At 68.3% G+C, this 12212-nt stretch carries 13 protein-coding genes; 9 read left to right on the top strand and 4 right to left on the bottom strand.

Translation table 11 applies throughout. The features are described from left to right. Together B2Y21_RS06590 and ftsH are read left to right on the top strand one after the other, a co-directional pair. Window positions 1–949 (top strand): ATP-binding protein (locus tag B2Y21_RS06590; protein ID WP_292058141.1); only part of this gene is annotated, 949 nt, incomplete at its 5' end. A gap of 42 nt (window positions 950–991) precedes the next feature. After that, window positions 992–2944 carry an ATP-dependent zinc metalloprotease FtsH gene (gene ftsH / locus B2Y21_RS06585; protein WP_292058139.1) on the top strand — a complete coding sequence of 651 codons (1953 nt, stop codon included), beginning with the start codon at window positions 992–994 and terminating at the stop codon, window positions 2942–2944. Between the two features lie 76 nt (window positions 2945–3020). On the opposite strand, the gene rnk is transcribed toward ftsH, so the two are convergent. Next, entirely contained in the window at window positions 3021–3431 is a 411-nt protein-coding gene (gene rnk, locus B2Y21_RS06580) for a nucleoside diphosphate kinase regulator (RefSeq protein ID WP_292058137.1), read from the bottom strand. Between the two features lie 465 nt (window positions 3432–3896). Here rnk and folP point away from each other — a divergent pair, with 465 nt between their 5' ends. Further along, entirely contained in the window at window positions 3897–4721 is an 825-nt protein-coding gene (folP, locus tag B2Y21_RS06575) for a dihydropteroate synthase (protein ID WP_292058135.1), read from the top strand. Between the two features lie 3 nt (window positions 4722–4724). Here the strand turns inward: folP and B2Y21_RS06570 are convergent, their stop codons facing one another. Next, window positions 4725–5180, bottom strand: coding sequence for an SRPBCC domain-containing protein (locus B2Y21_RS06570; RefSeq protein WP_292058133.1), 456 nt, complete (start codon window positions 5178–5180; stop codon window positions 4725–4727). 298 nt (window positions 5181–5478) lie between these two features. On the opposite strand from B2Y21_RS06570, the gene B2Y21_RS06565 reads away from it, so the two are divergent. The 3 genes from B2Y21_RS06565 to B2Y21_RS06555 are packed head-to-tail and all read left to right on the top strand — an operon-like array spanning window position 5479 to window position 7273. Then, window positions 5479–5823, top strand: a complete 345-nt coding sequence (locus tag B2Y21_RS06565; protein WP_087140888.1) for a DMT family transporter — start codon at window positions 5479–5481, stop codon at window positions 5821–5823. Further along, complete coding sequence (gene thiD / locus B2Y21_RS06560) at window positions 5820–6647, top strand: bifunctional hydroxymethylpyrimidine kinase/phosphomethylpyrimidine kinase (RefSeq protein WP_292058131.1); 828 nt, start codon at window positions 5820–5822, stop codon at window positions 6645–6647. The genes B2Y21_RS06565 and thiD overlap by 4 nt, the downstream gene beginning before the upstream one ends. Window positions 6648–6688: 41 nt before the next feature. Next, window positions 6689–7273 (top strand): nucleotidyltransferase family protein, encoded by a 585-nt coding sequence (locus B2Y21_RS06555; protein WP_292058129.1) that lies wholly within the window; start codon window positions 6689–6691, stop codon window positions 7271–7273. Here B2Y21_RS06555 and B2Y21_RS06550 read toward each other — a convergent pair. After that, window positions 7258–7803, bottom strand: coding sequence for a hypothetical protein (locus B2Y21_RS06550; RefSeq protein ID WP_292058128.1), 546 nt, complete (start codon window positions 7801–7803; stop codon window positions 7258–7260). The two genes, B2Y21_RS06555 and B2Y21_RS06550, sit on opposite strands and share 16 nt — an antisense overlap. 146 nt (window positions 7804–7949) lie before the next feature. On the opposite strand from B2Y21_RS06550, the gene B2Y21_RS06545 reads away from it, so the two are divergent. The 3 genes from B2Y21_RS06545 to B2Y21_RS06535 all read left to right on the top strand — a co-directional run bounded on the left by B2Y21_RS06545 (window position 7950) and on the right by B2Y21_RS06535 (window position 11041). Then, entirely contained in the window at window positions 7950–8906 is a 957-nt protein-coding gene (locus B2Y21_RS06545; protein ID WP_292058126.1) for a glycosyltransferase family 9 protein, read from the top strand. Between the two features lie 66 nt (window positions 8907–8972). Next, entirely contained in the window at window positions 8973–10310 is a 1338-nt protein-coding gene (locus tag B2Y21_RS06540) for a dihydroorotase (RefSeq protein WP_292058124.1), read from the top strand. After that, window positions 10307–11041, top strand: a complete 735-nt coding sequence (locus B2Y21_RS06535; protein ID WP_292058123.1) for a prephenate dehydrogenase — start codon at window positions 10307–10309, stop codon at window positions 11039–11041. Before B2Y21_RS06540 ends, B2Y21_RS06535 begins: the two co-directional genes overlap by 4 nt. Before the next feature lie 3 nt (window positions 11042–11044). Here B2Y21_RS06535 and B2Y21_RS06530 read toward each other — a convergent pair whose 3' ends face one another. Then, a complete protein-coding gene (locus B2Y21_RS06530) occupies window positions 11045–11968 on the bottom strand; it encodes an alpha/beta hydrolase (protein WP_292058121.1) in 924 nt (307 codons plus the stop codon). Window positions 11969–12212: the final 244 nt, after the last annotated feature.

Here is a 12212-nt window from a genome sequence, read left to right as displayed (position 1 = left end):
AAACGGCGCGCGCGTCATCCTGATCGGTCACACCGCCGATGACGACGCAGAGGGCATTTGGATGCGGGCCGAGGGCGCGACGCTGGGCCGCCTGCGCGAGGCGTCGCCGTCGCCTGCGTGGCCGGAAGGGCGCGGGCTGTTGCTATTGCGGCCTGTGCTGGGCGAGGGGCGTGTGGCGCTGCGGGATCACTTGCGCGAGCGCGGCCTGGCATGGCTGGAAGACCCCGCCAACGCGGACCTGCGCTACGGGCGGGGCAGGGCGCGGACGGCGCTGGCGCGGGCAGAAGTCCCTGCTGCGTTATCGACGACTGTTGTTTATGCGAGCGCGGCACATGAGCCGGGCGATCAGGCTTGGGCCGGGGTTTTGTCTTTGTCGCGTGATCTGCCCGCCTCGACGCTGGCCGCCGTCCTGCTGTGCGCAGGCGGAGGCGCGACGCCGCCGCGCGGGGATCGCCTGGCGGCCCTTCAGGCGCGGCTGGCGGGGGACGAGGATTTCACCGCCGTCCTGTGCGGCGCCCGCGTTGAGGCGTCCGGCGGCTGTGTTCAGGCGATGCGCGAGCCTGGAGAATGGAAGCGCCGCCCCTCCGCCTCGCTGGCCCTGACTCCGGGCCGATCCGCCGTCTGGGACGGGCGCTTCGAGATCACTACCGATAGGCCTGACCTGCGCGTCGAGGCGGCGGTCGGGCGGTTGGCGCGGTTGTCGGATCAGGATCGCGCCGTTCTGGCGCCGCTTCCGTCCGCCGCGCGCGCCGCCGCACCGATTCTGATCGACCCCGAGGGGCGGGCGGTGCTGGCCTGGCGCGGGGCGGATGTAAGGGCGCTTGCGTCGCGGCGGCTGGCGCTCGCCCTGGCGGCTTTCGGGGGCGAAACGACGCAGGAAGACGGACTCTTTCAAACCCTTCATGGCGAAATGCCGCCGTCTGACCTATTTTCAGGGGAAGACTGCTGATCGACGGGCCGAGCGCGGCCCCGTCGAGGAACCGAGGACCGAATGAACCTGCGCAATTTCGCCATCTGGGGCGTGATCCTTCTGGGACTGGTGACGGTCTACGCCGCGATCAGCCAGAACGGCGGCGCCCCCGCCATGCCGGGCGCCAAGGGCGCCGCGGCCGCCGGCCGCCCCGAACCCATCACCTATTCCCAGCTGATGACGGCTGTGGAGCGTCAGGAGATCAAGTCGATCGTCGCGCGCGGCGAGACGATCACCGGCGTCTTCAAGAACGACAGCAAATTCACCGCCGTGACGCCGGTGCCGAACGCCGAACTGGTCGAGCAGATCCGCAAGACCGGCGTTGAGGTTGAAACCAAGAGCACGCGTCAGCCGTGGTGGTCGGGCCTGCTGGGCCTGCTGCTGCCGGTGGCGCTGATCATCGGCTTCTGGCTGTTCATCATGAACCGGATGCAGGGCGGGGCGAAGGGCGCCATGGGCTTCGGCAAGTCCAAGGCCAAGCTGCTGACCGAGCACAAGGGCCGCAAGACCTTCGACGACGTCGCCGGCGTGGACGAGGCCAAGGACGAGCTGCAGGAGGTCGTCGACTTCCTGAAGGATCCGGCCAAGTTCCAGCGTCTGGGCGGCAAGATCCCCAAGGGCGCCCTGCTGGTCGGCCCTCCGGGTACGGGTAAGACCCTGCTGGCGCGCGCGGTGGCGGGCGAGGCGGGCGTGCCCTTCTTCTCGATCTCGGGTTCGGACTTCGTCGAGATGTTCGTCGGCGTCGGCGCCAGCCGCGTGCGCGACATGTTTGAACAGGCCAAGAAGAACGCCCCTTGCATCATCTTCATCGATGAAATCGATGCCGTGGGCCGTCACCGCGGCGCCGGTCTGGGCGGCGGCAACGACGAGCGCGAGCAGACCCTGAACCAGCTGCTGGTCGAGATGGACGGCTTTGAGGCGTCGGAGAACATCATCCTGATCGCCGCGACCAACCGTCCCGACGTGCTGGACCCGGCCCTGCTGCGTCCGGGCCGCTTCGACCGTCAGGTCGTGGTGCCGAACCCCGACGTCTCGGGCCGTGAGCGCATCCTGCGCGTCCATATGAAGGACGTGCCCCTGGCCGCCGACGTCAACGTCAAGACGCTGGCGCGCGGCACGCCGGGCTTCTCGGGCGCGGACCTGGCCAACTTGGTCAATGAGGCGGCCCTGATGGCGGCCCGCAAGGACCGTCGCATGGTCACGCACCGCGACTTCGAGGACGCCAAGGACAAGGTCATGATGGGCTCCGAACGGAAGTCCATGGCCATGAACGAGGAAGAGCGCCGCCTGACCGCCTATCACGAGGCCGGTCACGCCATCGTCGCCATCAACGTCAAGATGGCCGACCCGGTGCACAAGGCGACCATCGTCCCGCGCGGCCGCGCGCTGGGCATGGTGATGCAGTTGCCGGAAGGCGATCGCTATTCGATGAAGTTCCAGCAGATGATCGACCGCATCGCCATCATGGCGGGCGGCCGCGTCGCCGAGGAGCTGATCTTCGGGCCCGAGAGCATCACCTCGGGCGCCAGTTCGGACATCGAGCAGGCGACCAAGCTGGCGCGGGCCATGGTCACGCGCTGGGGCTTCTCCGAGAAGCTGGGTACGGTGGCCTATGGCGAGAACCAGGAAGAGGTCTTCCTGGGCCACTCGGTGTCGCGCAGCCAGAACGTCTCGGAAGAGACGGCCCGCATCATCGACGAAGAGGTCCGCCGCATCGTCACCGAAGGCTGGGAAGAGGCGCGCCGCATCCTGACCGTGAAGGCGGGCGACCACGAGAAGCTGTCCCAGGCCCTGCTGGAATACGAGACCCTGTCGGGCGACGAGATCAAGGATCTGCTGGAGAACGACCAGCCGCCCAAACGCGACGACGAGAACGACACGGTCGTCGGCCCGTCGCTGTCGGTCCCGGCCACGCCGGAAGATGAGATGGCGTCTGTTGCGTCAACCGAACCTCAGCCGGCGTCGACGGTCTGAGGCGACGAAAAGCGGAAACGAAGAGGGGCGCGTCCGTCGGACGCGCCCCTTTTTCTTGTCATGCGATGTCCGAGGGTCAGGCGGCGGATGCGGCTTCGTCCTCGACCTTGACCAGGGTCAGTTTGCGCACGGCGCCCGATGGGTCCGGCCAGGTGATCGACTGGCCTTCCTTCAGGCCGATCAGACCGGCTCCGACATAGGACAGGATGGAGACGCGGCCGGCGTCGATGTCGGCTTCCTTGGGCAGCACCAGCTGAACGCGGCGCACGTCGGGGCTGTGATCGTCCGAGTACTGAAGCCAGCGATTCAGGGTGACGACGTTCTTGGGCATGGCCTTGGGCTCGCACACCTTGGCGCGGTCCAGTTCCTGTTGCAGCAGGCCGGCGGGGCCCGAGCCGGGCAGGTCGCCGACCAGGCGGTCCAAGGCGTCGAAGTCGTCGCTGCGAAGCGTAATGGCGGGCAGGGCGCCCTTGCGGGGGGTGGTCATGAGGAAAACTCTCTGGAAATTCGGGCGACGTCAGGCGGCCGAGGGGCCGTCATCGTCGGGATGTTTTGGGTCAAGGTGTTCTGGGCGGGCATGTTCGGGGTCGGACGGCGCCTCGGGCGCGGTCGGCCTCCGAAAGGGAATGATGTCGGCGCCGCGCGGCGGTTCGTCGGGACGGTTGTCGTCCATGGTGTCTGGGCGGCGTGTCATGCGCAAATCTACGCGAGCGGCCCCAGGCCGGCGCGGTCCTGCAAAATGAATGGGGGAAACAGGAGACTTAAAGCAACTTGGTCCCGTAACGGGCGCCCGGCGCAGGGCGCACGGCGGACCGCTACGGGTTAAAGGCCTTCGACGCGGCGTCCCGCGTGGGTGAGGCGTCGAGCCTGGCTGACGAAGCGTTCCATTGCCTTTAGAGGCTGGACCCAGGCGCGGTGAAAGTCAAACCGCGCTCTCTGGAGTCGATGTCGCATGATCCATCAATCCCTCGTGAAGCCGCCGCTTGTCATGGGCATCCTCAACGTCACGCCGGACAGCTTTTCCGACGGCGGGCGGCACGCCACGATCGAGGCCGCCCTGGCGCATGCGTTGAGGTTGATCGACCAGGGCGCCGATGTGCTGGACATCGGGGGCGAAAGCACGCGGCCCGGCTCGGACCCGGTCGATGAAGCCGACGAGATCGCCCGCGTCGCGCCGCTGATCGCTGCGATCAGCGCGCGCTGGGACGGTCGGATCAGCATCGACACCATGAAACCCGGCGTCGCCCGTGCCGCCGTCGCCGCCGGGGCGACGATGTGGAACGACGTGACGGCCCTGAGCCATGCGCCTGACAGTCTGGCGACCGCCGCCGAACTGGGCTGCGAGGTGGTGCTGATGCACATGAAGGGCGCGCCCAAGACGATGCAGGACGATCCACGCTATGACGACGTCGTGGCCGAGGTTGTCGCCCATCTGGCGGCGCGGGCCGAGGCGGCCATGGCGGCGGGCGTGGCGCGCGAGAAGATCTGGCTGGACCCCGGCATCGGCTTCGCCAAGACGACGGCGCATAATCTGATGTTGACGGCGCGTTTGGAGGCCCTGGTCGACCTGGGCTTTTCGGTCCTTTACGCGGCCAGTCGCAAGCGTCTCATTCAGGGCGTGGACGCCGTAGCAATAGAGGCGGGCGACCGTCTGGGCGGCTCCTTGGCCCTGGCGCTGGAGGGCGCGCGGCGCGGCGCCCGCATGGTGCGGGTCCACGACGTGCGCGAGACGGTCCAGGCGCTGAAGCTTCAGGCGGCGGTGACGGCGGCTGGCTGAGGTTCAGCCCCTCCAGTCGGGCAGCACCTGATCGGGGAAGCGATCGACGATGAAGGTCGGCTCGATCGCTCGCTCCAGCCAGAGTTTGGCGCCGGCCAGAACCAGGGTGAAGCCCTCCATGGCGTCCAGCGCGGCCTTTACGCCTTCATCCGTGGCGGGGAAGCCGCGATTGAAAATCTCGACCCAGGTCGTCTTGTCGCGTGCTTCGAAGCGCCATTCGACCTCGGTCGGCTGATCGTCCAGATTCCAGTCGATGAGGATGCGCTGATTGACCTGAACGTCCTTGACCAGGACGCGGGTCGAAACGCCGTACATCCCCCAGGTCCATGTCACGGTCGCCCCCGGCGACAGGCGGCGGTCGCCATGGGTGAACCAGAACCACGACGTCACCCCTGGTTCGGTAAAGGCTTGATAAACCTCATCTACGGGGCGTCGGATCAGTATTCCGGTTTGGACCATAGGCGTTTGCATTCAATCCCAATCTCCCAAGGGAATCGAGGCGGCAACGCTTATCGTCGCAGAATTGTTTCTGCTACGGGAATAAAAGAATGCAAACTTCAATATAACAGAAAGTGACGAACGTTGAAATCATGAATTACAAATTCATGATCAATGTTCTCATTTGTTTGTTTCGATATCATCGGTCCATTTGTGTGGGGGTTGAACTCTGCTTTGGATTTTCAGCAAGAAGCAAAGCCCCCTAGCGATCGGGCTTGAAGCCCTTGTCTGAAGATGCGTCATCCGCCATTCAGCCGTCATGTCTTGGCTTCTGTCTCTTAATCCCTGGCTGGTTCTCGTGGTGGCGGGGCTGTTTGAAGTGGGCTGGGCGTCCGGCGTCAAATACGTCGGCGTGCAGCGGCCGCTGATTTCGCTGGGCGTGGCCGTAGCCTTGGCCGCCAGCATGGTCGGGCTGTGGGCGGCGACGCAACGCCTGCCGGTCGGCACGGCCTACGCGGTCTGGACGGGCATCGGGGCCGTGGGCGCGGCGGTGGTCGGGGTGGCCGTCTATGGCGAGCCGGCGACGGCGGTGCGGGCGGTCTGCATCCTGCTGATCGTCGCGGGCATCGTTGGGTTGAAGCTGTTTTCGGGCGTGACGGCATGACCGATGCTCCTCAAGCCGCCTCCGAGGCGCCGAAAAGAGGCCGGGTGCTCATCCTGGCCGGCTCCGACTCCGGCGGCGGGGCGGGCATCCAGGCGGACATCAAGGCCGTGACCATGCTGGGCGGGTTCGCCGCCACGGCGATCACCGCCATCACCATTCAGAACACCCTGGGCGTTCACGGCGTCCACGCCGTGCCGCTGGACGTGATCGAGGCCCAGGCCAAGGTGGTGCTGGACGACATCGGCGCCGACGCCCTGAAGACCGGCATGCTGGGCTCGGTCGAGGTGGTCGAGGCGGTCGCCGGCCTGATCGATTATGCGGCGGGCGTTCTGGCCGTGGTCGATCCCGTCATGATCGCCAAGGGCGGCTCGCCCCTGCTGGAGGACCGCGCCGTCGAGGCCGTCCGCCGCCTGATGGTGCCGCGCGCCGCCCTGCTGACGCCCAATGCGCCTGAGGCCGAGGCCCTGACCGGGCTGGCGGTCGCCGATCTGGACGGCCAGCGCCGCGCGGGCGAGGCGCTGTTGAAGATGGGCGCGCGGGCGGTTCTGATGAAAGGCGGCCATGTGCCGGGGGCGACGGTGATCGACCTGTTGCTGACGGGCGACGGCGAGACGGTGCTGGAGAGCGAGCGGGTCGAGACGCGCCACACGCACGGCACCGGCTGCACCCTGGCCAGCGCCTGCGCGGCGGGGATCGCCAAGGGCCTGCCCCTGCCGGTCGCCGTCGCCGAAGCCTGGGCCTATGTCGCCGAAGCCATCCGCCGCGCGCCGGGTCTGGGCCAGGGCCACGGCCCGCTGGATCACGCCTGGCCGGTGCGGGGCTGAGGCCGCTTGGCGCGGCGTCGGAATCGCCCTCACAGAACGACATGACCCTGGAAACCCGCCTGACTGAGATCGTCCGCGCCGATGCGGGCCTGATGCATGTGCTGACCGTGATGCGGGGCCTGGAACTGCCCGACTGGCGGCTGTTCTCCGGCGCGGTCTACCAGGCGGTGTGGAACGCCCAGACCGGCCGCCCGGTCGGCTATGGGATCAAGGATTACGACATCGGCTATTTCGACGCCGATACCTCATGGGACGCCGAGGACGTCGTCATCAAGCGCGTCGCGGCCGCCTTCGCGCCGCCGACGCGCGATCAGGTCGAGGTGCGCAACCAGGCGCGGGTCCATCTGTGGTTCGAAGGCAAGTTCGGCGAGCCTTATGATCCCCTGACCTGTACCGACGACGCCCCGGCCCGCTTTGTCGCTCCGGCCTTCGCCGTCGGCGTGCGGTTGGAGGCGGAGGACAGCCTCAGCGTGGTCGCCCCCTTCGGGCTGGAGGACGTGTTCGCCATGACCATCCGCCCCAATCCGACGCGCGGCCTGGCCAAGGGCTGGGACCGGGCAGTCGCCAACGCCCGCGGTCGCTGGCCCGAGATCACGGTCGTCGGCGGCTCTCAGCCGACGGCGTAGCGCGCCGTGATCCCGTCCGGCTGGAAGTCGTGGGCGGCCAGCCGGTCCAGCGAGGCGAGCACGCGCGCGGCGAAGGCGTCGGGGTCGCCCTCCTCGACGGCGGGCCGCAGCCAGTCGGTGACGACGGCGCGCGCGGGATAGGTTCCGACCGGGCCGGGCACGCTGAGCGCCACCTCTATGCCCTCGGCGATCCAGCCCGCCACGGTGATGAAGACCTCCATCCCCACCAGGAAGTCCGTGCGGCGCAGGACATAGAGGGTGATGATCCCGTCCTCGACCCCATCGGGGCGCACGATGATTCCGCTGCGATCCGGCCGCCAGTCGTCGGACAGTTCGACCGCCCGCCACAGGCAGAACCAGACGCGACAGGTCTGCGGCCGGATCTCATGCACGGAACACCCCGCCCCATCGACACAATAGGCGCACAACTCGCCCGTCGGCTTGGCCAGTTCAGGCAAGTCCAGCGGGATCACGCGACAGCACTCGACGCAGCCGCCGCAGGTGCGATCAGGAAGAAGGGGCAGGGACATGGGCGGCCGTTTAGCGCAAGACGGGCGAAAATGCGCGGGGCGAAGCAGGCGTCAGGGCGCCGCTGAAGCGGCGAACGTCAAACCGATACAAGGTCTTCCACCGCATCCCCGCTGAATTCCGAAGAGAATCCGGCTAGAGTCGCTTTATGCATGGTCGTTTTCCGATCCTCTACATCGCCGAGGCGGACGCCGAGGAGGCGGTCCTGTCGTCGGGGGCGCTGGCCCAGCTTGTTGAGGCTATCCCTCAGGCGACCTTCACCGTCGTCGGTTCGCCGGCCAGCGCGCCGCTGTTCGCCGACCTGCCGCGCCTTCAGCGGCTGATCACCCTGGATCGCGACGGGCGCTGGGACTGGATCGCCCTGTGGAACCAGGTGCGCGAGACCAACTGGGGGCTGGTGGTCGACATGCGCGGCTCGACCCTGTCGGGCAAGCTGCGGCGTCAGCGTCGGGCGGTGAAGGACAAGGCGGCGCCGGGCCTGCATCTGGTCGAGCAGGCGGCGCGGACCCTGCAACTGGACGAGATTCCGGCGCCGAAACTGTTCATCAGCCGCGACACGCAGGAAGCCGCCGACGCCCTGATCCCGTCGGGTTCGGGCCCGATCCTGGCCATCGGGCCGGGCGCTGACTGGATCGGCAAGCGCTGGCCCGCCGATCGCTACGCCAAGATCGCCATCTCCCTGCTGGGCGAGGGCGGGCCGCTGGCGGGCGGGCGGCTGATGATCGTGGGCGAGGAGGCGGATCGCGACGCGGCCCAGACCGTCCGCTCGGCGGTCAAGCGCGACCGGGTGATCGAGCTGCAGGGGCGGCTGACCCGACTGCAGACGGCGGCGGCCCTGTCGCACGCGGATCTCTATCTGGGCGGCGACTCCCTGTGGACCCAGCTGGCGGTGGCGGCGGGCGTTCCGGCGGTGGCGGTCTTCGGCCCTTCGGATGAGACGCTGAAACGCCCGTGGACCGGCGTCGCCGTGCGCGGCCCGCGCACCCTCGACGAGTTCCGCGAACTGGACCCGCGCCTGAACCAGCACATCCAGCACATGATGGACCTGCCCTATGAGCGAGTGCTGAAGGCGGCGAAGAAGCTGCTGGCTGAACGGGCGGCCTGAACGCCCCTCGGCTTGCGTCTCCAAGGCTTCGGCGCGCATAAGCGCCGGAACTTCAGGAGATGCGCGATGATCCAGACCTATGACCTGATCGTTCGGGGCGGCGAAGTGGCCAACCACGCCGGGCGGGGCAAGGCCGACGTCGGCGTCATCGACGGGCGCATCGCCTTCATCGGCGACCTGTCGCAGGCCTCGGCCGGAGAGGTGTTCGACGCCACCGGCCTGACCGTCCTGCCGGGCGTCATCGACACCCAGGTCCACTTCCGCGAGCCGGGGCTGGAGTGGAAGGAAGACCTCGAAACCGGCAGCCGCGCGGCGGCTTTGGGCGGCGTCGTCGCCGTGTTCGAGATGCCGAACACCAACCCCAATACGACCGATCCCGACACCATGGCCGACAAGCTGGCGCGGGCGAAGGATCGGATGTGGACCGACCACGCCTTCTACGTCGGCGGCACGCATGAGAACGCCGAGCATCTGGCCGACCTGGAGCGCCTGCCGGGCTGCTGTGGGGTCAAGGTCTTCATGGGCGCCTCGACCGGCGACCTGCTGATCGCCGACGACGAGGGCGTGCGCAAGGTGCTGTCGAACGTGCGCCGCCGCGCCACCTTCCACTCGGAAGACGAATACCGCCTGGTCGAGCGCCGCAACCTGGCCCGCACCGGCGACTGGACCAGCCACCCCGAGGTCCGCGACGCCGAAAGCGCCATCATGTCCACCCGCCGTCTGGTCGGGCTGGCGAAAGAGACCGGCGCCCGCATCCACGTCCTGCACGTCACGACGAAGGACGAGATGGAGTTCCTGCGTTTCCACAAGGACGTCGCCACCGTCGAGATCACGCCTCAGCACCTGACGCTGGTCGCGCCGGAAGCCTATGAACGGCTCGGCGCCTACGCCCAGATGAACCCGCCGATCCGCTCGCAGGAGCACGTCGACGCCCTGTGGCTGTGGGGCATGCAGCAGGGCGTGGCCGATGTGCTGGGCTCGGACCACGCGCCGCACACCAAGGAAGAAAAATCCAAGCCCTATCCGGCCTCGCCGTCGGGGATGCCGGGGGTGCAGACGCTGGTGCCGCTGATGTTGACGCACGTGGCGAATGGCCGCCTGTCGCTGGAACGCTTCATCGACCTGACCTCGGGCGGGGCGCAGCGCGTGTTCGGCACCGCCAACAAAGGCCGGATGGCCGTCAGCTATGACGCCGACCTGACCATCGTCGACCTGAAGGCCAAGAAGACCATCACACACGACCAGCAGGCCACGCGCTGCGGCTGGACCCCCTTCGACGGCTTCGAGGCGACGGGCTGGCCGGTGGCGACCATCGTGCGCGGCCGCGTGGTCATGAAGGACGGCGAACTGATCGGTCAGGCCCACGGCCGCCCGGTGCGGTTCCAGGAGACGCTGGCGGGGTGAGCGGCCCAAAGCCTCAACTCGGCCTGATCGGCTTCGGCGCCTTTGGGCGGCTGACGGCGAAACATCTGTCGCCGTGGTTCGACATCCTCGCCCATGATCCGGCGATCAGCGACGGCGAGGGGCTGGCGCGGCTGACCACGCTGAAAGAGGCGGCGTCCTGTCCGGTGGTGGTGCTGGCCGTGCCGGTCGGCGCGCTGGCGGAAACGGTCGCGGCGATCGCGCCGCATCTGACGCCCGGCGCCCTGATCCTCGACGTCGGATCGGTGAAGGTGAAGCCGGCGCAGGTCATGCTGGACGGCTTGCCCGCAGGCGTCGGCATCGTCGGAACCCACCCCCTGTTCGGCCCCCAGAGCGGCAAGGACGGCATCGCGGGGCTGAGGGTCGCCGTCTGTCCGGTGCGCGGCGACAAGGCGGCGTGGCGCGTCGCCGCCTTCTGCCGCAGGGCGCTGGGGCTCAAGGTCTTCGTCGTCACGCCCGAGGATCACGACCGCGAGGCGGCGACGGTGCAGGGCCTGACCCATCTGATCGCCAAGGTCTTGCTGGCGATGGAGCCGCTGCCGACACGCATGACCACCACCAGCTTCGAGCGCGTCATGCAGGGCGTCGACATGGTCCGCCACGACAGCGCAGCGGTGTTCCGCGCCATCGAACACGACAACCCCTTCGCCGCCGAAGTCCGCCGCCGCTTCTTCGACCTGGCCGAACAGGCGCGGGCGGAACTGGACGATTAGGGCCTAGCGCGGTTTCAGGATGAAATCCGCTGCTGCTTCGACCACGCCGGGCGCCAAGGGCAGGGCGGGGGCCATATAGGTCGCGATATTGGCGGCGCGTTCGGCGGGCGCGACCTTCAGGACGTGGTTGACGCCGTCCCAGACGACGAGTTCGGCGCGCGGCTGGGCCGCCTTGATCGCTTCGGCGTCGGTCAGGCTGATTTGAATGTCGGTGGTCCCCTGGCCGATGAAGATCGGGCCGTCATAGGCGGCGGCCATTTTCGCCGGATCCAGCGCCAGCCAGGAGATGAGGTAGGGCTGGACCGAGGGCCGGAACAGGGCGGCCAGCGATGCAGGCGGTTCGGCGACCGTGCGGCCCGCCTCCAATTCGCCGACGACGGCATAGGCCTCGGCCTTCAGCGGCTCGGGCAGGCTGGTCAGTTGCTCGCGCAGCACTGTTCCCGCCGGACGTCCGGCGCCGGACAACAGCACCAGGCCGCACACCTTGTCGTCGCCCTCCGTCACGGCGGCCAGCGCGACCAGGGCGCCTTCGCTGTGGCCGATCAGCCAGGCGCACGGGCGGCCCGTCTTCGTCGCCGCCTCGGCGGCCCAGGCGCGGGCGTCGTCCGCATAGGTTGAAAAGCGCAGGTCGGCTTCGGAAGGACCAGCGGCTGCGCTTTCGCCGATGCCGCGCTTGTCGATGCGGATGGAGGCGACGCCGCGCTCGGCAAGACCCTCCGCCAGCAGGCGATAGGTCGCCGCCCGGATGCCGACTTGCGGGCTGTCGCCGTCACGATCCGTCGGGCCCGAGCCGGGCAGGATGACGGCCGCCGCGCGGATCGGGCTCTCGGGCGTCAGCAGGGTTCCGTGCAGCGGCGCGGGGTTGGACGACAGTTCGACCGGCGTCGAAACCGGCGAGAGCAGCAGGGCGGCGGCGAGGGTCAGCATAGATGTCTCCTGAGCGTCTTCCGAGTTAGTCGGCGAAGCGAGGCGCAAGGGCAACCCTTGTTCTTTCAGGCGCCGCTGGCCTTGGCGGCGGGCGCGGCCTATGGCTGAGGTTGGTTCAGAATTTGCGAGTTGTTCTCATGGAAATCCGCGATCAGATCGTTCTCATCACCGGCGGGGCGCGCGGCGTGGGCGCGGCGGCGGCGCGGGCCTTTGCAGGGCAGGGCGCGCGGGTGGCGATCAACGG

The organism is Brevundimonas sp. UBA5936, from assembly GCA_002430835.1.
In the GTDB taxonomy this organism is placed as follows: domain Bacteria; phylum Pseudomonadota; class Alphaproteobacteria; order Caulobacterales; family Caulobacteraceae; genus Brevundimonas.
This window is presented reverse-complemented; position numbering and strand designations above follow the sequence as displayed.